This is a genomic window from Enhygromyxa salina, assembly GCF_002994635.1.
Lineage (GTDB): Bacteria > Myxococcota_A > Polyangia > Nannocystales > Nannocystaceae > Plesiocystis > Plesiocystis salina_B.
Window position 1 is genome coordinate 65,613 of sequence record NZ_PVNL01000124.1, and the last position, 25,149, is coordinate 90,761.

At 66.5% G+C, this 25,149-nt stretch carries 19 protein-coding genes; 9 read left to right on the forward strand and 10 right to left on the reverse strand.

Annotation, left to right across the window (positions count from 1 at the left end; translation table 11 throughout):
* Positions 1-6: 6 nt before the first annotated feature.
* From pgl to eda, 4 genes are read left to right on the forward strand one after another with little or no spacing between them, the layout of a single operon-like run.
* Positions 7-714 (forward strand): 6-phosphogluconolactonase, encoded by a 708-nt coding sequence (gene pgl / locus ENSA7_RS32850; RefSeq protein WP_219908100.1) that lies wholly within the window; start codon positions 7-9, stop codon positions 712-714.
* Positions 711-2,531, forward strand: a complete 1,821-nt coding sequence (gene edd, locus ENSA7_RS32855; protein WP_106093357.1) for a phosphogluconate dehydratase — start codon at positions 711-713, stop codon at positions 2,529-2,531. Before pgl ends, edd begins: the two co-directional genes overlap by 4 nt.
* Complete coding sequence (glk, locus tag ENSA7_RS32860; protein WP_106093358.1) at positions 2,531-3,499, forward strand: glucokinase; 969 nt, start codon at positions 2,531-2,533, stop codon at positions 3,497-3,499. The genes edd and glk overlap by 1 nt, the downstream gene beginning before the upstream one ends.
* The gene (eda, locus tag ENSA7_RS32865; RefSeq protein ID WP_106093359.1) at positions 3,496-4,116 is read left to right on the forward strand and encodes a bifunctional 4-hydroxy-2-oxoglutarate aldolase/2-dehydro-3-deoxy-phosphogluconate aldolase; all 621 of its coding nucleotides are present in this window, start codon (positions 3,496-3,498) and stop codon (positions 4,114-4,116) included. Before glk ends, eda begins: the two co-directional genes overlap by 4 nt.
* A 16-nt stretch (positions 4,117-4,132) precedes the next feature.
* Here the strand turns inward: eda and ENSA7_RS32870 are convergent, their stop codons facing one another.
* Positions 4,133-6,373: a substrate-binding and GGDEF domain-containing protein gene (locus ENSA7_RS32870; protein ID WP_181234333.1), complete on the reverse strand. Its 2,241-nt coding sequence runs from the start codon at positions 6,371-6,373 to the stop codon at positions 4,133-4,135.
* A 292-nt stretch (positions 6,374-6,665) separates the two neighbouring features.
* Between ENSA7_RS32870 and ENSA7_RS32875 the strand changes: the two genes are divergently transcribed.
* Positions 6,666-7,322: an RNA polymerase sigma factor gene (locus ENSA7_RS32875; RefSeq protein WP_181234334.1), complete on the forward strand. Its 657-nt coding sequence runs from the start codon at positions 6,666-6,668 to the stop codon at positions 7,320-7,322.
* A 27-nt stretch (positions 7,323-7,349) separates the two neighbouring features.
* Here the strand turns inward: ENSA7_RS32875 and ENSA7_RS32880 are convergent, their stop codons facing one another.
* The gene (locus ENSA7_RS32880; protein WP_106093362.1) at positions 7,350-8,471 is read right to left on the reverse strand and encodes a tetratricopeptide repeat protein; all 1,122 of its coding nucleotides are present in this window, start codon (positions 8,469-8,471) and stop codon (positions 7,350-7,352) included.
* Between the two features lie 96 nt (positions 8,472-8,567).
* On the opposite strand from ENSA7_RS32880, the gene ENSA7_RS32885 reads away from it, so the two are divergent.
* Positions 8,568-9,149, forward strand: a complete 582-nt coding sequence (locus ENSA7_RS32885) for a hypothetical protein (protein ID WP_106093363.1) — start codon at positions 8,568-8,570, stop codon at positions 9,147-9,149.
* Positions 9,150-9,194: 45 nt separating this feature from the next.
* Here ENSA7_RS32885 and ENSA7_RS44470 read toward each other — a convergent pair whose 3' ends face one another.
* The 3 genes from ENSA7_RS44470 to ENSA7_RS32900 form a co-directional block, all read right to left on the reverse strand.
* The gene (locus ENSA7_RS44470) at positions 9,195-10,286 is read right to left on the reverse strand and encodes a hypothetical protein (protein WP_181234335.1); all 1,092 of its coding nucleotides are present in this window, start codon (positions 10,284-10,286) and stop codon (positions 9,195-9,197) included.
* 148 nt (positions 10,287-10,434) lie between these two features.
* Positions 10,435-10,890: a hypothetical protein gene (locus tag ENSA7_RS32895; RefSeq protein WP_106093364.1), complete on the reverse strand. Its 456-nt coding sequence runs from the start codon at positions 10,888-10,890 to the stop codon at positions 10,435-10,437.
* 19 nt (positions 10,891-10,909) lie between these two features.
* Complete coding sequence (locus ENSA7_RS32900; RefSeq protein ID WP_181234336.1) at positions 10,910-11,755, reverse strand: DUF4349 domain-containing protein; 846 nt, start codon at positions 11,753-11,755, stop codon at positions 10,910-10,912.
* A 287-nt stretch (positions 11,756-12,042) separates the two neighbouring features.
* Here ENSA7_RS32900 and ENSA7_RS32905 point away from each other — a divergent pair, with 287 nt between their 5' ends.
* Positions 12,043-12,996: a DUF808 domain-containing protein gene (locus ENSA7_RS32905; RefSeq protein ID WP_106093366.1), complete on the forward strand. Its 954-nt coding sequence runs from the start codon at positions 12,043-12,045 to the stop codon at positions 12,994-12,996.
* Between the two features lie 61 nt (positions 12,997-13,057).
* Here the strand turns inward: ENSA7_RS32905 and ENSA7_RS32910 are convergent, their stop codons facing one another.
* Together ENSA7_RS32910 and ENSA7_RS32915 are read right to left on the reverse strand one after the other, a co-directional pair.
* Positions 13,058-16,612 carry a protein-arginine deiminase family protein gene (locus ENSA7_RS32910; RefSeq protein ID WP_106093367.1) on the reverse strand — a complete coding sequence of 1,185 codons (3,555 nt, stop codon included), beginning with the start codon at positions 16,610-16,612 and terminating at the stop codon, positions 13,058-13,060.
* Positions 16,613-16,624: 12 nt separating this feature from the next.
* Positions 16,625-17,257, reverse strand: a complete 633-nt coding sequence (locus ENSA7_RS32915) for a peptidoglycan-binding protein (protein WP_106093368.1) — start codon at positions 17,255-17,257, stop codon at positions 16,625-16,627.
* 349 nt (positions 17,258-17,606) lie between these two features.
* Between ENSA7_RS32915 and ENSA7_RS32920 the strand changes: the two genes are divergently transcribed.
* Positions 17,607-18,734: a hypothetical protein gene (locus ENSA7_RS32920; RefSeq protein WP_146158411.1), complete on the forward strand. Its 1,128-nt coding sequence runs from the start codon at positions 17,607-17,609 to the stop codon at positions 18,732-18,734.
* 167 nt (positions 18,735-18,901) lie between these two features.
* Here the strand turns inward: ENSA7_RS32920 and ENSA7_RS32925 are convergent, their stop codons facing one another.
* From ENSA7_RS32925 to ENSA7_RS32935, 3 genes are all read right to left on the reverse strand, one after another.
* Positions 18,902-20,104 carry a peptide-N-glycosidase F-related protein gene (locus tag ENSA7_RS32925; protein WP_106093370.1) on the reverse strand — a complete coding sequence of 401 codons (1,203 nt, stop codon included), beginning with the start codon at positions 20,102-20,104 and terminating at the stop codon, positions 18,902-18,904.
* Between the two features lie 40 nt (positions 20,105-20,144).
* The gene (locus ENSA7_RS32930) at positions 20,145-21,770 is read right to left on the reverse strand and encodes a peptide MFS transporter (RefSeq protein WP_244923990.1); all 1,626 of its coding nucleotides are present in this window, start codon (positions 21,768-21,770) and stop codon (positions 20,145-20,147) included.
* Positions 21,771-21,972: 202 nt separating this feature from the next.
* Positions 21,973-22,737, reverse strand: coding sequence for a GAF domain-containing protein (locus tag ENSA7_RS32935; protein ID WP_106093371.1), 765 nt, complete (start codon positions 22,735-22,737; stop codon positions 21,973-21,975).
* Between the two features lie 637 nt (positions 22,738-23,374).
* Here ENSA7_RS32935 and ENSA7_RS32945 point away from each other — a divergent pair.
* Positions 23,375-25,084, forward strand: coding sequence for an FG-GAP repeat domain-containing protein (locus ENSA7_RS32945; RefSeq protein ID WP_181234337.1), 1,710 nt, complete (start codon positions 23,375-23,377; stop codon positions 25,082-25,084).
* Positions 25,085-25,149 lie beyond the last annotated feature (65 nt).

Consider the following 25,149-nt stretch of genomic DNA (forward strand, 5'->3'; position numbering starts at 1 on the left):
GATGCGATGAGCGACACTCGCTGGTGCGACCAAGCAGATCGCGACGCGCTGGCGAGCGCCGTTGCAAGCGCCCTTGGCCAGGCGATCGAGGCCGCCGTCGCCGCCCGGGGCATCGCCGTGCTCGCGCTGTCGGGTGGGAACACGCCATGGCCGGCCTATGAAGCGCTCTCGAACCAACCGCTGGCGTGGGATCGGGTGATCTTCATTCCCACGGACGACCGGCTGGTATCGCTCGACGATCCACTCTCAAACGTCGCCGCGGTGGCGAGGATATTCGAGCCACTCGGCGCGTGGGTCGAGTCGCTGACCAATGGAGCCGTCGCCGATCATGTCGCAGCCGGCCAGGCCGCGGACACGCGGCTGCGCAGCTTGCCCTGGCCGCTCGACTTCGTCCTGCTCGGGGTTGGTGGCGACGGGCACACTGCCTCGATCTTCCCCGGTGAGGACTACGCCGCCGCGATCGATCCCTGTAGTTCGGCGCGGGCGCTGGGGGTGATGCCGGATCCGCTGCCGCCTGAAGCGCCTGTTGCGCGAGTCAGCCTGTCCCTCGCAGCCATCTCCGCGGCGCGGACCGTGGCGATCGCCGCGACCGGGCCCCACAAGCGCGCCGTGATCGAGGACGCGATTGAAGCGCGTGACCGCTCACCGTACCCTGTCGGCCGCGTGCTGGCGGCCATCCGCGCTCCCGTCCACATATACTGGGCACCCCAATGACGTTGCACCCCGATATTGAACGCGTGACCGCACGGATCGCCGAACGCTCTCGAGCGAGTCGACGCGTGTATCTGGATCTCGTCAATTCCCAGCGCGACGCGGGGACCCACCGCCCGCAGCTGTCGTGCGGCAACCTTGCCCACGGTTTCGCCGCGGCCGGCCAAGACAAGGCCCAGATCAAGGCCGGCGAGGCCATGAATATCGGCATTGTCACGGCCTACAACGACATGCTGTCGGCGCATCAGCCCTACGGTAGCTACCCGGATCAGATCAAGATCTGGGCGCGCGAAGCGGGGGCGACCGCCCAGGTCGCAGGCGGGGTCCCGGCGATGTGCGACGGCGTGACGCAGGGCCAGGACGGCATGGAGCTGTCGCTGTTCAGCCGCGACGTGATTGCGATGGCGGCCGCGGTGGCGCTGTCGCACCACATGTTCGAGGGCGCGCTGCTGCTCGGCATCTGCGACAAGATCGTGCCTGGCCTGCTGATCGGGGCGCTCCGGTTCGGCCACTTGCCAACGATCCTGGTCCCCGGCGGGCCGATGCCGTCGGGCCTCCCCAACAAGGAGAAGGTGCGGCTTCGCCAGTTCTACGCGGAGGGCAAGGCGTCCAAGGCCGAGCTACTCGAGGCAGAGAGCGCGAGCTATCACGCGGCGGGGACCTGCACATTCTACGGGACCGCCAATTCGAATCAGATGATGATGGAGATGATGGGCCTGCACATGCCGGGCGCCAGCTTCGTCAATCCGGGCGGCGAGCTCCGCCAGTCGCTGACGCGCGCCGCCGTGCGCCGCGTCCTCGAGATCGGCTGGAGCGGCGCCGACTATCGGCCGCTCGGCCACTGCGTCGACGAAAAGGCGATCGTCAACGCGATCGTCGGCCTGCTCGCCACTGGCGGCTCGACCAATCACGTCATCCATCTACCCGCGATCGCCCGGGCGGCGGGGGTCCTGATCGACTGGGACGACATCGATCAGCTCTCGCGCGTGGTCCCGCTGATCACCAGCATCTACCCCAACGGATCGGGCGACGTGAACGGCTTCGCAGCTGCTGGCGGCATGCCCTACGTCATTCGTGAGCTGGTCGGAGCGGGCCTCGCTCACGACGATATTCTCACGGTCTACGGCGCCAGCCTGTCGGACGGGGCAAAGCAGCCACGGCTCGACGATCGCGCCCTGGTCTGGACCGACGCACCCTCGGCGAGCGGGGACGAGACCATGCTGCGGCCCGTGGCCAACCCGTTCCAGCCCGAGGGCGGCATGCGGCTGCTTCGCGGCAACCTGGGGCGGGCGACGATGAAGGTGAGCGCGGTCGATCGCAGCCGCTGGACGATCGAGGCGCCGTGCCGCGTGTTCTCGGATCAGCATGCTGTAGTCGCGGCGTTCAGCGCGGGCGAGCTCGAGCGAGACACGGTCGTCGTCGTGCGCTTTCAGGGTCCGGCGGCCAACGGCATGCCCGAGCTGCACAAGCTGACTCCGCCGCTGGGTGTCCTGCAGGACCGTGGCTTTCGCGTTGCGTTGATCACCGATGGGCGGATGTCGGGCGCGAGCGGAAAGGTCCCCGCCGCGATTCACTGCAGCCCGGAGGCGCTGAAGGGCGGCGGCCTCGGGCGGCTGCGCGACGGGGACATCGTGCGCGTGTGCGCCGAAGCGGGGGTCCTCGAGGCGCAGGTCGACCCGGCCCAGTGGCGCGCGCGCGAGCTCGCGACGCCCCCGGCGTTCGTGCCCGGAACTGGCCGCGAGCTGTTCGCAATGATGCGCGCGACGGCGACCGAGGCCGAAGCAGGGGCGTCGGCCATGCTCGGGGCGGCGGGGTTGTGATGGAGATCGTCACCGCAGATATCGGCGGCACCCATGCCCGCTTTGCGATCGCAACCGTGGAGTCGGGGCGTGTCGTGGCGCTGTCGGAGCCGGTCAAGATGGTGACGTCGGATCACGCCAGCTTGCAGATCGCGTGGCAGGCGTTTGGCACCGGTCTGGGCCGCGCCCTGCCACGCGCCGCGGCAATCGCGATCGCCGCCCCGGTCCGCGGTGATCTGATCAAGCTGACCAACAATCCGTGGATCGTCCGGCCGGCGCTGATTCCAGACAAGCTGGCCGTCGACACGCATGTGCTGATCAACGACTTCGAGGCGGTCGCCCATGCCGTTGGCGCGGTCGCTGAGACCGACTTTGTCCGCATCACGGGTCCGGACGTCCCGCTGCCGGATACCGGTATGATCAGCGTCATCGGTCCCGGTACCGGGCTGGGGGTGGCGGCCTTGTTGCGAACGGCTTCCCGCGTCCATGTCCTCGCGACCGAGGGCGGACACAGTGACTTCGCGCCGCTCGACAGCATCGAGGATCGGATCCTCGCCCACCTCCGGGCCCAGCACACGCGGGTCTCGGTCGAGCGGGTGGTCGCGGGGCCGGGGCTGCGCGCGATCTGGGAGGTGCTCGCCGCGATGGAAGGCCGCGACGTTCCGCGCGGTGACAACAAGGCGCTGTGGACGATGGCGCTGACCGGCGAAGACAGCATCGCCGCCGCGGCGCTCGATCGCTTCTGCCTGGCGCTGGGCTCGGTCGCCGGAGACATCGCGCTGACCCACGGGCCCGGACCGGTGGTGCTGGCGGGCGGGCTCGGCCAGCGGCTAGCGAACCACCTCCCAAAGTCCGGCTTCGCCGAGCGGTTTGTCTCGAAGGGCCGACATCGCAGCTTGATGGAGTCGCTCCCGGTCAAGCTGATCACGCACCCCGAACCTGGCCTGTTTGGGGCTGCCGCTGCCTATGCGCAGGAGTTCACGCGATGAAGCCGATTGAGTCGATCATGCGCACGGCGCCGGTCATCCCGGTCCTCGTCATCAGCGATGTCGCGCGCGCGCGCCCGGTCGCCGAGGCGTTGGTCGCCGGCGGTCTGCGGGTGCTCGAGGTGACCCTGCGGACCCCGGCAGCGCTCGATGTGATCGCCGAGATGCGCAAGGTCGAGGGCGCGATCGTGGGGGCGGGGACCGTGCTCGACCCAGCCAGCCTCGAGCGCGCGATCGCAGCCGGCGCCCAGTTCATCGTCTCGCCCGGGCTCACCGATACGCTGGCCCGCGCCGCGATCGCAGCGGGCGTCCCGTTCCTGCCCGGGGTCGCCAGTGCCAGCGACATCATGCGCGGGCTCGAGCTCGGACTTCGGCACTTCAAGTTCTTCCCGGCCGAGGCTTCGGGGGGTCTCGCGGCGCTGAAGGCCCTGCTCGGACCGTTCGGCGATCTACGCTTTTGTCCGACCGGGGGCATCACCGCCGACAACATGGCCGAATGGCTGATGCTCGAGTCTGTCACATGCGTCGGTGGCTCGTGGCTCGTGAAGGACGCGATGGATCCCGAGCAGATCCGCGACCTGGCACGAGCGGCCTCGAATCTCGCCAAGCCCACCGTTTGAGCGCCCTGACCGGCGCCTATTCACGACTGCGAGTGAAGCGCTTGGGTGTCAGCGATTGCGTCGCGCAATCGTCGAAGTGACACACCCGATTCTTGCCGGACCGTTTTGCAGAGAACATCGCGTGGTCAGCCTGGCGGATCAGCTGCTCTTCGTCCGTGGTCGGGTTGTCGCCGAAGGTGTTCGTGGCAATGCCCAGGCTCGCCGACACGACCCCGTGGGCGTCGAGATCACCCTCCATCTTGTCGAGAATCCGCTGCCCGACCTTCTCGGCGATCTCTTTTGAGGCCTCCGATAGCACGATCACGAATTCATCGCCGCCGAACCGCGCGACCGTGTCGACCGCTCGGACCTTGCCACCTAGAATTCCAGCGACCCGCTTCAGGACTTTGTCGCCTTCGTCGTGCCCGTACTCGTCGTTGATCTGCTTGAAGCCGTCGAGGTCGACCATGATCACGCTCAGGGGTCGCTGATGTCGGTTGGCCCGGGCGTACTCTTCGCGGAGTCGAACCGACAGATGCCGACGGTTGTAGAGGCCGGTCAAGGGATCGGTCACGGCCAGCGCTTCGACCTTGCGCTTGGCCTCCTCGAGCGCGCGAGCCAGCAGCGCTCCCTTGACGGACGAGGAGATCGCCTGGCGAAGCTCGCCGACCAAGATGCTGTCGTATGATCCGTACTCGAACAGACCAATGCCCAGGCGCTCGCCGCGAAACCCGAGCGGCTCGGCGATCACGCTGCGCCCGTCGAGGAAGCCCGCAGGCGCCAGCGCGCGACTCTCGAACTGACCCGACAGCGAGGTGCGGCCGCGCTCGTTGAACACCAGCACCGCGTCGAGCTCCTCGGTCAGGCGGTTGGGCTCGGTGAATAGCGCGATGACGGCCGACTTGATGCCGAGCTGGGGCAGGTGATTGGCCGCGATCTCCGAGAGCGTCGCGAGGTCCGGCGCGACCAACAGGGCGGTCGTCGCGTCACCGAGCACCCGGCGGGTCGCGAGTGCCTCCGCGCGTCGCTGGGCCTGAGAGATCGCGCTCGTGTCGCTGGCCATCAACAGGGCTTCTTGCAGCAGGTCGCCGAGGCGGGCGCGATCGTCTGGGGTGGACGCGCAGCGCATGGCGTGGCGACGCAGCGCGACCAAGACATCTTGGCAGGCACCCACCTCGCCGCGCTGCTGCAACAGCGCGTTGAGGATGTCCTCGACCGCTTCGAAGAAGGCCTCGGGGGTCTCGCCGCTCAGCTGCGAGAGTAGGCCGTTCAGCAGCCGGGTCTCCCACGCTTGTGTCACCAGCTCGAGCGCCCCGTGGGCCGCGATCTGCAGGTCTCGGGTGACGTCGTCCCAGCGTGATCGCAGCGCGAGCGCAAAGTCGCGGCGCTCGTCGACAGCGCTCCACGATGGGGTCGAGTCGCATTCACGCACGGTGCATCCGCACGAGCGACGCTGCACGAACTCACTTTGAAACGTGACGCTGACTGGCTCCGGGGCCTCGCCGTTGAGCGCGGACGCCAGCAGCCGCACGCCGTGGCGCACCTGCTGCACGATCGGCTGGCGGACGGTCGTCAGCGGTGCGGGTGCGTAGCGACCAAATTCGATGTCGTCGAAGCCGGTGAGCGCGATGTCGCGAGGGACGCGGAGCCCCCGGGCCAGCAGCGCCGTCAGAGCGCCGAGCGCCATCGCGTCGTCGGCACAGACGATCGCGTCGACCTCGGTTTTTTGCAGCCCGCGCGCCTCGAACAGGGTGTGGACCGCCCGCTCACCCGACTCGCGCAAGAAGTCCCCGTGGACCAGCAGGCGCGGGTCCTCGGCGATCCCCGCTTCCCGCAGGGCGCGACTGTAGCCCTGATAGCGCGCGTCGGCCTCCTGGCTCGCCTTTGGGCCCGTGACGAATGCGATGTTTCGGTGCCCATGCGCCGTGAGCAGGTGATTGACCATCGTGTGCATTCCAGCCTCGTTGTCGGTCAACAACGATGGAATCCCCTCCAGCTCCACCCCGAGGCTAATACGCGGGAGTGGGGTGTAGCGATCAACAAAGTCCTGCACCTCCGTCAGCGTTGAATGATGGCCGATGACGTGTGACGCAATCAGGAGCGCGTCGACGCTCTGGGCCGAGATCAAGTCGTAGATGAAGGTCTTGGGATTTGACTGTTCCAGACCCAGCACGCCGCCACCGACCGCGACGAAGTCCAGGCCATTTTCACACGTTGCCCGCGCGGCCGCTCGGAGCAGCCTGCTTTGAAACTCGTCCTCGAAAGCATCGACCAACAAGGCAACTCGCTTCCTTGTACCAGGGCGGGGGCGGGAGCGTGTCATCGTCTAAAAGTCTCTCGAGAGCCATGCAGTAGAATGTCATCGAGCCCGGGCCATGTTACCGGGTTTGCTCGGACACTGGGGATCCGGACGGCTCGCGTGGCTGCCGCGCTGTTTGCGGCGTCGAGATCGGCGAGCACTGCGTGTGCTGCGCGAAGTGGACTCGAGCTCGAATATGTCGGGGCGGTTTGGACGTAACGTGGACAACGTAACGTGGACAAAGACGAAGCGCTCCGATAGGCTCGCGTCGATGGGGTCCAGTGGCGACGCCATTCCTGTGGACGACGCGCGAGACGGGTCCGCGATGGAGGCGGTCGGGAGCGCGCACGCCGAGGATCTGACCCTCGTTCGCTCCGTCGTGCGCGGGGACAAGCGCGCCTGCGAGGCGTTTGCCCGCCGGTTGCTGCCGATCGTGCGTCGGGTGTCGCGTGGACTCCTGCGCGGAAGTGACGACGCGAACGATGCCGCGCAGATCTCACTGATGGAGCTGCTCAGCTCCGCGTCCAATTATGCGGGTCGCGGTCCACTCGAGGCCTGGGCGCAGCTGATTGCGACGCGCTCGACCCTGCGGTGGATGAACAAGCAGCGGCGGGTGCGGGAGCGTGCCCTGGCCCAGGCCCAACAGACGGGGACCCACGATCGTCAGGAGGTGCTGCACACCGAGGCGCTCGATCGGCTGCCGCGGCCGCTCGACGAGTATCTCGATCAGCTCAGCGAGGTGCAGCGGACCGCGGTGCTGTTGCGCTTCGTGCTGGGCCACACCATCCCGGAGATCGCAGGAATCACCGATGTGCCGGTTCCAACCGCGAAGTCACGGGTTCAAAAGGGCCACCAGGAGCTGAGTCGCCTGGTCCGTCGAGATCTGAATCTGGGCGTGCGCCGTGCGGACGCCGACCCTGAAGACTGAAGACTGAAGACTGAAGACTGAGCGGAGCTACTCGTCCCGCAGCGCGTCTGCGTGGGCGCTGTTTGGGTACTTGCTCAAGAACGCGTCGACTTCGGCCTTCGCGTCGGTGGCTCGCCCGAGCGAGCGCAGCGCACGGATCTTTCCGTGGTGAGCATCTTCGGCGAGCGGGCCTCCGTGGTCGAGGTACTCGTCGAAGTGGCGAAGCGCCTTGGCCGGATCGTCGAGCGGACCCTGGTAGAGCTGCGCGAGCGAGACCAGCGTCGCGCGGACCTTTGGCGAGGTGGGGTAGGCTGCGACCAGCTGCTCGTAGGTTGACGCGGCAGCGCTGAAATTTCTCGCCGCGCGCTGACTCCGGGCGAGCGTCAACAGCTCGTCCGCGCTGGGTACTGGTTGTTTGGGACTGGGCTTGGGGGGGTCGAGTGGATCGGCCGCTTCCGGCTCTGCCGGTTCGATCGCGGCGACCGGTACCGCCGCGTCGGGCGGGTCACTGCCGGCGGACTCGCCCGCTTCGAGCACCTGGGATGCGCCATCGGGGCCGGTCACGGTCACCGTGCCGCGCTCGACGGACACGGTCCACGCTCGGGCCCGACGGGTCGCGCTGAAGTCTGCGGCGACGGTGGTCGCTTGAACGCGAACGCCAGCCAGCGACACGACGATCGGGTCCTCGGCCTCGACGCGGGCGGTCCCGTCGTGGAGCTGGAGGTTGCCGTCAGGCTCGAAGGCCCCGCGCGAGCCGGGTGTCAGACAGGCGCGCGCGTTGGCTCGGATCCCACAGGTCTCGCGCGCCGTCGCGGTCACGACGCCTTCGAGGGGGGTGTCGCGGTGTTCCAACACCCACATCGCCTGGGTCGGCACGCTTGGATCGACCTGAGCCACGGTCGACGCCTCACGAGTGATGTCGCCCGAGCCGGCGGGCAGCAGCCACCAGGTCACCGCGGCCGCGGCGGCGAGCAGTCCGGCAGCGGCGAGCCAGGGCGTCACGCTCTTGCGCCTTCGCTGGAACCGGACGACGTCGAGATGGGCGGCGACCGCTGCCGAGATCAGCTCGTCGTCGTCCTCGGGCGACGCATCCACGCTCGCGCGTTGATGGAGGGCGGCGAGGAGCGCTCGCTCGACCTGGTCCTCGCCTGTGCTCGGGTCCGTGGACATCTCGTATGCTTGGTGGCCCGCAGCGCCTCAACCGGACGAACAAAAAAATAAGTGAGCGCCGTATCGGGGCGGTGGCGGAGGTATACTACCCCAGTAGTGGGCTCGGTGCGCATCCGGTTCGTCGCTGTCGTGGGCTGTTGGGCGGCCGGCTGTACGCAGGTGCACCAGCTCGGGCAGCTCGAGGACAGCGCGGACGACGCTACGTCATCGCTGCCCTCGGAGGACTTGGACGAGTCCGACGACTCGGTCAGCACGAGCTCCGGCGGCAGCATGGACTCGAGCTTCGAGACGAGCGGGGATGGGGATGGCGATGGGGATGGCGGTGGCGACGGGGATGGGGATGGCGATGGCGACGACACCGACGGTCCGATCCCGGACCCCTGCGACATCGTGGATCTTGGCGGAGACGAGGGCATCACCATCGACATCGTGATCATGGGGATGCCGTGGGAGACCGGCGGTTGCTATCACTTCTACCTGACGAATGAGACCCGGGACGATGTGATCTGGGCCCGGGATCTTCGCTTCGGTGGCACGCTCGACTCTTGGTGGACGTCCGAGGTCGAGCAGCTCAATGCGTCCGACTGGCGGTTCAGCGGGACCGACGAAGCCGGCAACATCGTCGTGGTGGCGGGCGAGACGATCGTGTTCGGTAGCTGCCTGACGTGCATGCCCTGAGGCAATGACCCCCACATGGACCTCAGTCTTCGCCGACTGCCGCAGCTAGAATTCGTACTGCACGCCCGCGCGGGCTTCAGCGCCGATCGGGGCAGGGTCGAGCACCGCTCGGGCCGCGGCGCTCTGCGCCACGTCGACCCGTACATTTCTAAGCCACCCGACTCCAGCTGCGCTGACGACGAGGCTGAGGCCGCGGTGCAGATGGACCACGAGGTCGGCACGCAGTCCCAGACCCACGCGCACGTCCGAGCCTGAATTGAGGCTCGTGCTCAGCTCGGGCTTCCACCACATCAGCTCGGCCACGCCGGTCGCCAGCACGCGGCCTGTCACCGCGCGCTCCGGGTTGAAGGCGTAGCCGACGGCCACACCCAGGGGGACCCGATGCAGCGCGAGATCCGTGAGCTCGTGGCGGGCCTGGCCGGCGGTCCAGCCGGCCGTGATCGCAGCTGTCAGACGGATCGGGAACCGAATGCCGACGTCGAGCGCCGCGCCGCTCTGCCACGGGGCGTTCGACGCGAGGGTGGCTCCGAGGTAGCTCAGTCCCACGCGCAGGCGCGGACCAAACTCGGGGGTGGGCTCGATTGTTGGCTCCGGCTCCGGGGTTGGCTCTGGCTCCGGTGTTGGCTCTGGCTCTGGCTCTGGCTCTGGCTCGGGCGCGAGGCTGCGCATTCCACTCGGGGCACCCGCTCGCAGCGACTCCGCGGCCCCACGGACGATCACGGCCAGCGACTCGGCGAGCTCGTCGGCGTCTTCGACAAACTCGATGTCGCGAACGTAGCCGAGGTCGGTCCCCGGCGGCAGCACGAACAGCTGGATGGTCTGAGGATCGCGTCGGACCAGCCAGAACACAGCCCGCCCGCGCTGCTCGGCCCCGAGCTCGCGCGCCCACGCGAGCTGCACGAACACGTTCTCGAGCGGCCGCTGCGTGACGCTGACGTCGATGCTCAGGTCGACCAAGCTGGCCGCGAGCACGGGCTCGAGGGTCTCGGAGCTGAGATCGGTCCAGTCGCCGACCAGCGCGAACGCGATGTCCACGACCGCCGAGACCTCGGGCCGTGCGCGGTGGACCTCAGGCTCGGGTGGCGGAGACGTCGGCGCGGGCCCCAGGACCGACGTGAGGAGGAGGAGGCGGAGCATTCAATCAATCGGGGCAAAGTGAGTATCCAGATCCCGATACGAGCGGTCAAGGGCCCGCATGCTTCGCTGCACACGTGCCTGCCGCGCAGACTGCTTCGCTGCCAATGATCGCTGCGGCACGCAGACGCGCCCCTCGCACCCGACCGCGTCACCCGACGCTCAGCGACCCGATCGCCGCCTCCACCTGCGACGCCTTCGGCTCGAAGAACGCCGCGTCCCCGCCAGCCTCGACCACGATCACCCGAGCATCCGTCACAAAGACCGACAGCCAATACACCATCTCGCGGCCACCCTCGTGGAGGACATAGCGCAGCTGCTTCCCGGCGTGACCGTCGGCCGACTTCACGTCGATCCGGTCGAGCGGCTCGTACCCGGACTTGCGCAGCTGCACGTCAATGGTCGACGACCAGTACAGCAGATCACCGCTGGGCCGGTTCTTCTCGGTCCGCACGGCGATCACGACGCCCTCGCCGTCGCTGGCCCGAAAGTCGTAGGTCTTGCTCTCGTCGTGCGAGGCGAAGCCGGTTGGGGTGTCGAGCTGCGTCGTGGCGCAGCCGCCAAGCAGACCGACGAGCGCGGCGATGATCCAGATTGAGCGTTTCATGTGTCGTGGTCCTATGCGGTTAGTTGCTGAAGTTCATGAGGCTGTCGACGCCGACGGTGGAGATCCAGCCAGCGGAGGTCGACAGGGTGCGTGGCGAGCTCGGGGGCGGGGTCGAGCCGTCGTCGACGGCGATCTTGACCTCGCGCTGCTCGGGCCGCTCACTGAACGCGATCGAGATGGTCGAGAACGCGGCCTGCGAGGACAGCAGCCGAATGCGGCCCTCGATCCGATCGATCTCGGCGGTCACCCGCTGCAGCTCCTTCTCGACGGTCAGGATCTGAGCGAGGTCCTTCGACTGGGCGAGCAGCTTCTCGATCCGGGCGCGGGTAGCCTTGAGGTTGTCGAGCTGGACCTGCAGATCGTGAAACTCTTCGGAGACATCGAGCGCTTGCACGGCCCGCGACTCGACCTCGCCAAGATCCTCGAGCTGCATCATCACCTTGCGAAACCGCTTCGACGGGACCCGCAAGGTCAGCGTGGTGTCGGTCATCTGGGCGACGTAGCCACCCGCGCCGACCGCCAGCCCGACCGCGGTGTCGATGGTCTTGGCCGTGACGGAGAAGTCGACCCGGATCGCGAGCTGACCGGTGAAGATCAGCATCTGATCGACGGCGTCGGCCCCAATCGTGTCGAGCGGCTCGATCGCGGGCTCGGCCTCACCAGGGGCGACGGCGACGGCGGTGACGGGCGGGGGCGCTGGGGCCCCAAACACGCTAGCTGGCAGCGCAGCAGTAGACTCGGGCATCGGCGGCAGGCTGGCGGCACCCCCAGCGGCCGGCGCCGGGCCAGCCAGGCCGCCGGGATCGGCACCCATCGCGGCGTCGTCGCGATACGAATCTGCATGGTATCCGGGTGCCTCGGACATGGCGGATTTTTGGGCACAGCCAAGGGTTGAGACGAGGAGCACAGACAAGACAGAGATCGGGACGCGCATGGTCGAAGTTCCTGGGTTGCCGCGGCCCAACGCAGGGTGAGTTCGGGGCCCTTACATCGACGGCGAGGCAGCCTCGCGGCGACGCGTGAGGACGCGCCGTGGACTGCGACTCTCGGCGACAGCCCCATCGAGGCCCGGGGCGGCTACGCAGCACGCAGGCCCCAAGCGCGCTGCACGGCCCGAAGTTTCCGCTATCATCGCGGGCCGCACGGAACGCCATGCCCGGATCCAGCCTGCTCACTCTGCTCGATGACATCACGACGATCCTCGACGACGTCGCCACCTTCACCAAGGTCGCGACACAGAAGACCGCGGGCGTGCTCGGTGATGACCTGGCCCTCAACGCGCAGCAGGTCACCGGGGTCAAGGCCAGCCGCGAGCTGCCGGTCGTGTGGGCGGTCTTCAAGGGGTCGATGATCAACAAGACGATCCTCGTGCCCGCCGCGCTGGCGATCAGCGCGTTCGCCCCGTGGGGCATCACGCCGCTGTTGGTCCTGGGGGGGCTGTTCCTCTGTTACGAGGGCGTCGAGAAGCTCGCCCACAAGTTCTTGCACCCCAAGGCCGAGATCGAGGCGCACAAGGCCAAGCTCGCCGCGGCGGTCGTCGATCCCACGGTCGACTTGGTCGCGCTCGAGCGCGACAAGATCAAAGGCGCGATCAAGACGGACTTGATCCTCTCGGCCGAGATCATCGTGATCGCGCTTGGCACCGTCTCATCCGAGCCGTTCGTGACTCGGGTTGGCGTGCTGATCGGCATCGCGGTGCTCATCACGGTCGGCGTGTACGGACTGGTCGCGGGGATCGTGAAGCTCGACGACGTCGGCCTGTACCTGACCCGGCGCGAGGGCGAGGGGCGCCTGGTCGACGTGGCCCACCGCGTGGGTCGGTTCTTGGTCAGCGCGGCGCCGTACCTGATGAAGTTTCTGTCGATCGCCGGGACCGCGGCGATGTTCCTGGTTGGCGGCGGCATCCTCACCCACGGCATCCCCCCGCTGCACCACGTGCTCGAGCAGGCGACCGCGTGGGCGACGGGCGTCGGCGCCTTCGCGGGCTGGGTCACCCCGCAGCTGCTCAACGCGCTGACCGGCGTCCTCGCGGGGGCGATCGTGCTCGCGTTGGTGACGCTGGTGGGCAAGTTGCGGCCGGCCAAGCCCAATCCCACCCAGCCGTGAAGCGACCGCGCGAGCCAGACGGCGCAGTCGAAGTTCCGCTCCGATCGTGCCTGGCTGCACACTAGCGCTCGAAATAGAACAGGTAGCCGACCTTCGCCCTGTCGAGCACCGCCTGCTCGGCCAAATGCTCGATGCGTGTGTCGTCGGCTCGGAACCAATTGTTGTTGGTGCGTTCCTTGACATAAGCGACGTAGTGGCCCACATTTGTGAAACCTCCAATGTGCTCGATGACCCCGCGGAGTTCGAACTGTATTCCGCCGATTGTCAACTGCGGGGTGACCTGCACCGCAGCTGTGATTTTGTGTGGTGCGCCATCGCGCCACTCAAACCGTGCAAGCTGCAGCACGAAGCGCTGTGGCGCATTACCGTGCCAGCTCGTCACCTCCTGTGCCAGCGGCAGGTCTTGATAAATTGTACCGTTGATGTGGGCCTCGTGAAGAGAGACGTCGGGGGGGCCTGGGCGGTTCCACGCCGCCGCAACCGCCTGGTCGAGCGTTGGGTGACCGCCTGGTGGAATGATCACGAGGCTGTGATCTTGGACGTCGGGGTTGAGCACCCAGCCCTCGGCGTCCAGCTCGGTCACATCGACGGTCGGCCCGGGTCCGGTGGGGTTTGGGACCGTGTAGCGCCGCCTCAGCTGCAGTTGGACTTGCTGGTCGAGGCATGGGGTGTCGAGCAGATGCCCCCAGACTTGACTGGGGTCCTCTTGGGTCCCTACCCCCACCTGAATGCTGGTGACGAGTTCATCGCGCAGCCCGATGACCGATCGGGTGTAGCGCACCTGCTCGTCGACGCGCGTGTACGTCCCATTTGCTGCGTCGTTTCGGTAGTTCGTCACGACGTTTCGCAGCGGCATCGAGGCGATCGCGGCTACCGTGTCGACGTAGGTCGAGTGGATCAAGACCTGGAGCGTCGAGGCGAGGTAGCAGGTATTGCCCATGTTCTGGAAACCCACGACCTCCACGGTTTCGTTGTGTACCTCGTCCGTTGCGGACGCGCCAGCGGTCCCGGCGTGCTGAACGATGTCGGGAGCAGCCATGTGCCACCACTGATAATCTGCGAGCGGCCGCGGGAGCTGGTTGGTGCCGCAGTGAATCTCGCCGTGCTCCAGATGAAAGTCGGCCCAGTCGTTCAGGAACTCGAATGTCACCTCGAGCTCGGTCAACTTGTCGTGGAGGTACTTCTCGAACACGTAGGCGCCGCTAACGACCGGGCCAAAGGGCTTGGGTACCAGGCAGTGCGTCGCCTCTGCATGACTGAGCACGAGCATGTTGACGCTGTCGCCCGTGACCGGAATCTTCCCGTGAAACAGCACCGGAACATCGAGCACGTCCCCCTCATCGATCTCGAGTTCGCGGATCAGCGTCGCGCGAGCGTTGTCAATGACCGGCTGAATCTTGCGGGCAAAATCCAAGAACAGCTCGCGGTGTGAATTGAAGTAGTCGCGCGCGCTCGTCCTGAAGATGTTGCCATCGTCGACCAGGCCGCGCTCGTTCGGCAGCTCGAACCCGGCGGCTGGGGTGACCGCTTCGGTAGCGGGGTAGTGCGTAGCGATGAATTTCTCGTCGATCGTTGTCTCGCGATGCTCTTCATGTTTTTTTACGGCGCGCGCGATCACGGCCGCGACATCCGCCGTTGCCGGGTTTGCCTCCGCGGCGACCTCGAGCAACATCAGCAACGCGAGTCGTGAGTTGGCAAATAGGAGCTTGAATGGCCATTTCGGGTTCGGTTTGCTGCTGCGATCAGGCAAAAAGGCGAGCATCTCGTCGACGTGGCCCACCTTGAGCCACGTGGAGTCGATGCGAATGGCCGACTGCACCCGTTGGGCGTCGAGGAAGCCGGCGTGGTTGCACTCGAAGTTTTCTTGGTGACCGTAGATGATACGGCCAAAGGGATGCTGCTCGGTCGGCGGGCTCACCATGTAGTTACCGCCGTTGTCCTGCGACGATCCCGTGCCCGCTCCGACGCGGCGGTCGAGCAGCGCGATGTCGGGCCCGGACGGCACGATTGAGAGACCCGCTTGTTGGTCGAGCCCCGTCATCACGACGCGAACCTGATAGTGGGGCGCGGTCGCGTACCCACTCTTGATGAGGTCGCGACAGAACCCCTTTGTCGCAGCCCTCTGCGCGAGCGTGGTGCGTGATTCGCTTCCTGCTGTCGTCGCAAACGCCTGGATTGACGCCGCTATATCCAGAGGTTCATCCGTCAGGTCCTTTACGTAGACCACTTCGGTCGGGTCGAGGTCATTGGCCATCAGCCACGGTGCGATACGCACGACGGCGCTTTGTTCGACTTCATCGCCGCGTCCCGTTGGTGGCGTGAACCGGAACGTGAGCGTGACCTCCCACTGTGTGTCATCTGTGACCTCCGGGAACGCCACCGCCTCGATCCACAGCGACGCGTTGTCTGTTCCGTTGGAGTCGTGAATGGCATCGAACGCCGCGACGCCCGGTTGCAGATCGAACGAAGCCTTGGTGTCGTATTCTGGGCGCTTTGCGGCCGCAGCGATGCGACCCCACAATTCATCGAGTCGGCCGAGAAACTCGGTGGGACCAGGTACCATGAGCTTCTCGGCGGCCGCCTCGTTCAGCTTGATGACCAGGTCGTCCCACGAGGAGACCGTTTGGTCCTGCAGTCCCCGAACCGCAGCCTCCAGGCGCTTGGATTCCTTTATTGCCTGTGCGGCCTTCCTGATGGCCCCAAAATTGAGTTTCTTGCCGATGACGAGATGCTGCTCGAGAGTAGCCTTGTGCTTGGCGATCTCGGGCTCGAGCTGGTTGAGGTGGTGCCGCTTGTACGCCTCATGGGCCGCGGGCAGGTAGTGCTCCTGGCACGCCGTCTTGAAGGTGGCCTCGTCTGGAAACGATTGACCGGTGAGTTTAGCTGCCATGCCCTCGCAACCCTCGATCGCGACCTTCGGCTCGATGTTGATTGCGGCGCTGTGCGACGCCCCCTCCAAGCCGGGCAGCTCGTCGAGCTGGTAGGTGCAGTTCGTCTCGCGCTGCTCGATCACGGCTTGGGCCCCATGCTGCTGCCCGGTGTAGCCCTCGCTGGGGCCGTATACCCGGACCTTTTCAGGCTTGTCGACCGAGAGCGATGCGGTCCATCCCTCGAGATAGGTCCCCGCCCAACGCAACTGGATCTCGGCCCGCTCGAGGACCAGGTCCTCGGGGTTGTCGTACACCTTCAGCTTCGGGAGGATGATCGCGCCTTTGCTGGCGAGGCCCCACGCCCACTCCACATTGTTCGCGGGCTCATCGTCGACGCGGCCGTCCCGATCGACATCGAGGTGCATGGCGAGCCGCGACGAGCGGCTCTTGATCACGTTATTCCCGAACAGGCGCACGGTATTGGGCGCGTCGGAGACTGGACGCTCGACATCCTCGACCACCCCGAAGTCCACGACCTGGCCCTTGGACTGCCAGATCAGGGCGTCTCGCAAGTGCCCGAGTTTGATCAACGGATGGCCTCCTGTGAACTTCAGCCAGACGTTGTCGTTGAGCTTGGTGATGCTGGGCTGTTCGGGCTGCAAGTTTTCGATGATCCACCGCTTCGCCTCCTCGCCACGCAGGATCCCGACGCCTTTGACCTTGATGAATACGTTTTTCCACTTCACGCCGCGAACTCCCTATTCACCGTAAGCGCGCACGAGAGCATCGCGCGTGGGGTCGTCGATGAGGCCATGGGCATCGAGCCCGTGACTCGCTTGAAACTCCTGAAGCGACAGCTCCAGGGCGTCGGACAGTTCGCCGTCGACGGCGCCATGGAAGAATCCGAGATTGCGCAGCCGTCCCTGCACGCCGCTGAGCTCATCGATGGGATCGAGGTGCCCGATGCTCAGGTCGTGTGCTTCGGCGCCGCCGTGGAACAGGATCCGCCCGGTGCGTGCGGACGGTGGGATCCACACCTCGACCGCGCCGTTGGCATCCGTCAATCCAGTCTCGACCTCGACTGCGTTGATCTCCAGCGTGTAGACCTCGTCTGCGCGGGGGCGATCGTCCAGGAAGAACTGCACGCGGAGGCGGGCCGGGACGCCCTTGCGTTGGAAACGATGGCGCTCGTCGGTCGCGCCCACATAGGTTCGAACTCGCTTGTCGGGGACCGTCACCACGTCGCCCGGGAACAGGGTGTTCGGATCGCCCCGCAGCGCCCTGAGGTCGGCGTTGTCCGGGTCGTTCCAGACCGTGTCGGGATGGATGCCATGCGCGAACCCGATGCTCGAGATCGAATCTCCCTGGACCACGGTGTGCTTGATCGGCATGACTGCTCGCCGCGCATCATACCGACTCGTGACGGGAAGCAAAGCGAGACACGGCGGGACGGCGCCGGGTGGATTCCCGCGCGCCCAAGTCGGTGCCGGTCCAACGCGGTGACTGTCGCCTGCGGGGTGCTGGCGCAGCTGGCTGGTTGGCTGGATTTTGCGGTTGAGACCGGTGGATTGAGCATCGGTGGGCGACTCGGCGCCTGTCCGGCCCGGCGTTCACTCGATTCACAAAAGACGAGATGATACGGTGTCACGTGCTCGTTGTGACCCACGCCCGAAGCGCGCCCGCGGGCCCCCACGACTGATGCGTGTTCGTCTGCGCGGCTGGTTTCGTTTGATCACGCTCGTGCCTTGGCACGAGGCGCAGGCGCGGCTCGCCCATGACGAGCCGACCTTGGAGGTCGAGCAGCTGCGTTGGCTGATCGCCGAGGTCCCGGGCGTGGCGACGTCGCTGCGCGCGCTGCTGTTTGAACTCGGCGAGGCCGCGTCGCTCGGCTTTGTCGCCGACGCCGAGCTGGCCGAGCGCGTGGCCAACCAGATCCGTCGCGGATACCTGCGCGTCGAGACCGAGCCCGATGTGCCGATGAGCTCGGACGAGGTCCAGCGCTTCGACTGGTCAGCGTCAGCGCCCGAGTCCGAGCCGCTCGGCGTCATCGGGGGCGATCACCACTGGGTCGAGGTCGAACTCGTGGATGAGAGCGGCGCGCCGGTGGCTGACGAGCGCTGCCGGATCGTGCTCCCCAACGGGAGTGAACGGGTGGCTCACACCAACCACGATGGCTTGGTCCGGATCGATCGAACCGTCGCCGGTTCATGCACCATCACCTTCCCCGAGCTCGACGCGGAGGCCACCGCCTCGCTGACAGGCCTGCCCCATCGGGACACCGAGGGCATGCAGGGCGTACAGGGCGCCGGCTTAGCGACAGGCTTAGCGACAGGTTCCCACCACTGGGTCGAGGTCGAACTCGTGGACGAGAGCGGTGCTGGCGTGGCTGGGGAGCCGTGCGAGATCAGGCTGCCGACCGGCGAGCTGCTACGCCAGCGGACCGACGCTCGCGGGTTGGTCCGGATCCCGAGCATCGCGGCCGTGGGCGACTGCGAGATTCGATTTCCCGAGCTCGACGAGGGCGCTGTGGCGTCGCTTTACCCGGTTGGGCGCCAGGACACGCAGACCACGAGGGCGACGCAGGCCACGACGACCACGACGACCACGACGACCGCCCCGCTGCTCAACCAGTTCGACGACGTCAGCGATCCGCCCGCTCATTGGATTGAGGTCGAGCTCGTGGACGAGAGCGGCGCGGGCGTGGCTGGGGAGCTGTGCGAGATCAAGCTGCCGACCGGCGAGCAGCTACGGCTGCGGACCGACGCCCGCGGGCTGATCCGAGTCCCACGGATCGCCGCGGCGGGCGACTGCACGATCAGCTTCGTCGAGCTCGACGCGATGGTGTGGGACGAGCTCGCTCGCCCCTAGAAATGCGCGAGCGGCTGCAGTCGGCGAAGTGCAGTGCGTATGTGGGGGTCATATACAGCCCCCTTCCAGGGGGCCACACATGCGCTCGCAAACAGCCAGCCCGTTGGGAGCGAGCGAAGCGAGTGACCGCGAAGTGCGAAGCCGCCTGTGGGGGTCATATACAGCCCTCATTGGGCCTGGACGTAGAGCGAGAACGGGAAGTTGCCCTGCCCGCCGACGAAGGTCGCGTCGGGGACGTCGAGCACGAACTCGTGGGTGCCCGCGCTGGCCGGGCCCCAGGGGATGATCCGAATGTCGATCACGTCCCCCGGACACCAGTTGCTGAATGACTGCCACTCTTCGTCTGACTTGGGAAACTGGCCGTAGATGCCGTTGCCCTGGGTGTTGTAGATGCGGAAGGGCTCACAGGTGTCGCGCCCTGGCTTGTACTGGAGCGCGAGCTCACCATCGACATAGGCGTAGTGCTCGCGGCGAATGTACTCTTCGCCCCCCGCGTTCGCGCCGTGGTTCGAGGTGATCAGCACGAGCTGAGCGTTGTCGGTGTCCGCGTCGAGCTCGAATTCCACGGTCTTGCGGGTGGTGCCGATCGCGTCGCTGGCCCCCTCGGCGTAGTTGTTGAACGCCTCGCCGATCGCCAGCGGGAGCAAGACATTGAAGTCTTCGGGCGCCTGCATGCTGTCGGTGTAGAGCAGCAGCGAGCCGAGCTGGGTGTCGATCCGACCCTCGCACCCGGGGACCTCGGTGTTGGCGGCGTAGGGCACCCCAAAGATGCTCAGCTCGAACCACAGGTCGTACTCGGCGAGCAGGGCCTCGTTCTTCAAGATCGGCGCGACGCTGTCGACCTCGAATTCGTAGGGGACCTCCTTGGGGTTCTTGTTCATGTTCATGAACGGCGTGATGAACCGGGCCAGCTCGACGCGCTGGACGTCCGCGGGCACGTAGGTCTGCGCGCCCTTGGGGACCAGCGCGAGGTGGACGGCGCCGATCCTGTCGTAGTTGTCACACAGCGCGCCGACGATCACGCCGATCTTCAGGGTGTTCTGGATCTTGGCGACCTGCTCGTCGGTGAACTTGATCGCGTGCAGCGAGTTGCTGTGCCGCAGCACGCCCTCGGGCACGGGCTCGTCCACGGTCGCGGCGTAGCCGTCGTAGAACACGACGTCCTCCATGACCCAGATGATCTCGGGATCTGGGTCGGGGACCGGATCGCCGTCGCCATCACCGTCGCCGTCACCACCGTCGGTGTCGGTGCTCCCCTCGGTCCCGGTGGTCTCGCCCTCGCCGATATCGTCGGCCTGCGGACCCCCGCAAGCGAGGGGTGCAGCCAGCAGGCAGACACACGGGATGGAGCGAAGGAGCGTCGACCTCATCCGCGCAGGGTAGCAGATCGGGAGGTCCGCTCGGCGCGCGCTACTTGACGCCGTGCATCATCTTGTTGAGCCAACGCGACATCAAGATCAGGACCACGCCGACCCCGACGATCACGAACCCAAAGGTCTGATAGGTGCCGATATAGGTGTTCATGACCTCCTGCGCGGCCATCTCGGCGCCCTCGCCCGCGCCCTCCTCGGCGCCGGTCAGCTTGGCCAGGCCGGCGGCGACTTTGTTGGCGAACGCGAAGCTCAGGAACCATGCGCCCATCACCGTACCCGTGAGGTGCGCGGGCGCGAGCTTGGTGACCATCGACAGGCCGATCGGCGAGATGAACAGCTCACCGGTGGTGTGCAGCAAGTACATGACCACCAAGAACACCAGCGCGACCTTGTAGTCGGGGCCGACCATCGACGCGCCAACCAGCAAGACCAAGAACCCGCAGCCGAGCTGGATCAGACCAAACGCAAACTTGAGCGGGATGTTGGGGTTGAGCCCCTTCTTGTCGAGCTTGACCCACATCCACGAGAACACGCTGCCGAAGATGATGATGAACGCCGGGTTGAACGCCTGAGTGTTGGTGGTGGGCAGCTCCCAGTTGACCAGGTCGATCTGGCGGTCGACGGCGCGGTCGGCAAACAGCGTCAGCGAGGTCCCGGCCTGCTCGAACAGCGCCCAAAACATGATGTTGAACACCATCAGGATGAACAGCACGATCATGCGATCGCGCTGCACGGTGCGCTGTTCGGGCGGCGCGAGCTTGCCGGCCGCGTTGGCGCCGCGCAGCAGGTTGATCACGACGACCGTCATGGTCACGGCGAGCAGCACGTCGACGAAGCTGAACCCGAAGAACACGTTTTGCTGGATGGTTGCGACGGCGTTGACCCAGCCCGCGGCGCTGTCGCCCGCAGCCGCGACCGCGCCCTCGCTGACCAGCAAGAAGTACAGGATCGGGATGATCCCCAGCGAGCCCAGCACGGTCACGTGCCAGCGACTCAGCGGGCCTTTCCACGGCTGCATGAGCTTGTTCGCGTCGGGCGGGTGACCGAGGTCCTGCAGCAGGCCCTGGCCACCCATGAAGATGCCAATGCCGACCAGCATGCCGATGCCTGCGAGGCCGAAGCCCCACACGTAGCCGTACACCTCGCCGACGTAGCCGACGACCGTGGTTGCCAGCACCGCGCCAATGTTGATGCCCATGTAGAAGATCGTGAAGCCCGAGTCGCGGCGGGCGTCACCTTCTTCGTAGAGCTTGCCGACGATCGACGAGATGTTGGCCTTGAAGTAGCCGTTGCCGACGATGATCGTGCCCATGCCCAGGAACAGCAGCACGTTGCTGTCTGGCATCTGCCCGTTGAAGACCAGCATGAACTCGCCGATCGCCATGAGCACGCCGCCCATCACGACCGCGCGGCGGTAGCCGAGCAGCTCGTCGGCCAGCTTGCCGCCGAGCACCGGGGCCGCGTAGACCAGCGCCGTGTAGGCGCCGTAGATGCCGTAGGCCGGCTTGTCGGCCATGAGCAGCTCCTTGGTCAGGTACAGGACCAGCAGCGTGCGCATGCCGTAGTAGCAAAACCGCTCCCACATCTCGGCGAAGAACAGGACGTAGAGGCCAGGCGGGTGGCCTTTTTGCTGACTGGGAGATGCGGCGGTCGAGTTGCTCAAGGTCGTGCTCCGAGGGACGGGCGATGCTGACAGGGTGAGCCGTGCCCTGCAATGAGCGATTGCACGTCAGTCGGTGAACAGATGATCCGGCGCAGCCCCGGGCTGTCGCCGGCTCGCGCGCGGCTCGTGCGAGAGCCAGCTGCGCGAAGCGATCTGCGCGCCCGTCTGCGCGCCCGGTCTGCGCGCCCGATCTGTGTACCAGTCACTTGCCGAGGCGCAGCAGCTCGTCGGCGGCGTCTGGGTAGTGCTCGCGGACGCACTCGGGGCAGATGCCGTGGGTGAAGCGGCTGCCGGTCTTGGCCTGGACCAGGCGCTCGAGCGTGGACCAGTGGTTCTCGTCGTCGCGGACCTTGCGGCAGTGCGAGCAGATCGGGATGAGCGTGGCCAGCGTGCGGATCCGCTGGATGGCACCCTCGAGCTGGGCCTCGGTGCGACGCAGCTCGAGCATCGCCACGGCCTGGGCTGCGAGCGTGTGCAGGAGCTCGGTGTCACGCGCGGCGAGGGGGCGCGGCGTGTGACCCAGCACGCACAGGCTGCCGATCTGGTGGCCGCAGTGGACCTCGAGCGGCACGCCGACGAAGCACCGAAGCTGGTGCGGCCCGGTGACTAGCGGATGCGCGGCGAAGCGAGGGTCGACGCTGAGGTCCTCGATCACCAGCAGCTGCTTGGCTGCGATCGCGGCGGCGCCAAATCCGTGCCCAGTCGGGAGCGAGGTTGGCTCGACGCCGAACGCCGACTTGGTCCACTCGCGGTCGGCGTCGACCAGCGTGATCAGGGCGACGGGGAATTCGAGGGCGAGCGATGAGATCTTGGTGATCGAGTCGAAGCGAGGCTCGGGATCGCTGTCGAGGATCGCGTACTCGTGCAGCGCGACGACGCGGGCGTCACGATTGTCGCCATCGACGACCGACGCATCGCCTGTGTCCACGCGGACGTTGCGATCTTCGACCGCTGCGCCCTCGCTCACGCTGCCCTCCGACGACTCATCCCGATCAGCATACGCGAGTTAACCAGCTCCGGACCACCCGCAATTATCATTCGATCTCCCGACCGCTCGACGGCCTTTTGACCCTACTGTCTTTGGACCCGTTGGTCGATCTTCAGGCCAGGACCGACAGCGTCCACGATCAGGAGCGCGCTTCACACTGTTTTCAGCTCGGGCGAGGCTGCTCGCTTGGGCGTAACACTCGCTGTTCAAGCTGCGGTCCAGGAGACACCAACACATCATCTGAAACATCATCGGCCCAGCAGCGGCATTCGGAATTTGTGGGTATTTTCGCCGTTGCGGTCGCCTCGGGGGAGATGCGGGTCGCGCCGCGGTCGTGAGCGTCGCGGCTGGGGGAGCGCGGGCCCGACTGGGGTCGGGGTGGATCGGGCTTTGGATCACGCGGCGCGGCCCGCTGGGTCGGTATGGTCGTCGATCGGATCGGGGCCAGACCGGCGCAGGAGGCAGCCATGCACGACGCCACCAGGGAAATGTTCCGGGAGCTGCGAACACCGAGGGAAGGGGGGGGCGACGCGCTCTAGGCGTGGGATGTCGCGTCGTGATCACGATCGCTAGCGACGGGCTGCTCGATCGACCGTACAGGTGCTAGCGTGCGCGCATGTCTACGCCTACGTCGGTTCGTTCGACCGTGATCACTGCCGCGCTCTCGCTCGCCGCTTGCGGTGGTGGCCAGCAGACTGAAGCCGACGGCGACGACGACGTCGGGATCTCGATCGGGGACACCACCAGCGCGGACATGGGCGACGGTGATGGTGACTCTGGCGACGGCGACGGCGATCCGGGCGATGGCGACGGCGATCCGGGCGATGGCGACGGCGGCCCGATCAAGTTCGACATGACGATCCCCGACGCCGACGACACGGGCGGCTTCGTCGACGAGTGCAAGGTCTCCGACAACATGAACGCGGTCGGCGAGTGCGAGGAGTCGGCGCCACCCGACAGCTTCGAGCCCGACATTCAGTGGACCTTTGGGGCCAACGAGAAGAGCTGGGTCACGCCCCTGGTCGGCAACTTCACCGACGACAACGAGGACGGCGAGATCGATCTGTGCGACATCCCCGACGCGATCCTGGTCTCGAATACCTCGATTAGCTACAACACCGACTGCTATGTGCACTTTCTGGACGGCGAGACGGGGGTCGAGCACTTCAACATTCCACCGAGTGAGCACGTCTCGTGCGTCGCGACCCCCGCGTTTGGTGACATCGACAATGACGGGCTCCCGGAGCTGGTCACAGTGTGGAACAGCCCCGGCGGGGTGTTCAGGCTCAAGGCGTTCGAGCACGACGGCACGGTCAAGTGGATCAACCAGATCGATGGGGCCGCGGCCAACCAATTTTATCGGCAGTCGGGGGCCATTGCGATCCACGATCTCGACGCCGACGGCAATCCCGAGATCATCTTCAATCACGAGGTCTACGACAGCGACGGGGTCTTGCTGTGGGAGCATATCAATCCGGCGCCGGGCGAACTCGAGGCCAGCGTGGGCGTCGATCTCGACGGGGACGGGCTGATGGAGGTCGTGACCGGCCACTCGGCCTACCACTTCGACGGCACCGTGTACTTCGAGAACTATCCAACGATCACGGGTCAGTCGATCCCACAGATCGGCAACCTCGACGACGACCCCGAGCCCGAGATCTTCGTGACCTCGGGCTCGGGCCTGTTCCTGGTCGAGCACGACGGCACGATCAAGTGGGGTCCCGTCACGCCGACCGGGGTGGCCGCGGGCGCGTACCTCGTGTGGCAGCGGCCGGGCACGATCCACGACTTCGACGGCGACGGGATCGCCGAGATGGCCAGCTCCTCGCGGCAATTCTATGCCGTCTATCAGGGCCCGCAGAACGCCGACGTGCTGTGGCAGGCGATGGTCTCCGACAACTCGGGCGCGGCCGGAGGCACGGCCTTCGACTTTCTGGGCGACGGCGTGGCCGAGGCCATGTACGCCGACGAGCAGTTCATGCGGATCTACGACGGCCAGACCGGCGCCGTGCTGCTGCAGCAGGCGCGGGGGAGCGCGACGATCTCCGAGTACCCGACCGTCGCCGACGTCGACAACGACGGCTCGGCCGAGATCCTGGTCGTCTCGATGTCGGCGCAGCCAGCCCTGCAGGTGATCCGCGACGTCGAAGATCGCTGGATCCAGGCCCGCCGGATCTGGAATCAGCACGCCTACTACGTGACCAACGTGCGCGAAGACGGGACCATCCCGACCCAGCCGATCAACAACTGGGAGACGCTCAACACCTACCGGACCAACGCGCAGATCGAGGGTGGGGGGCTGTGCCTGCCCGACCCACAGGGCTGAGTGAGGGGCTGAGTGAGGGGCTGAGTGAGGGGGTGAGCGGGGGATTGCGCGCGGGCTGAGCGAGT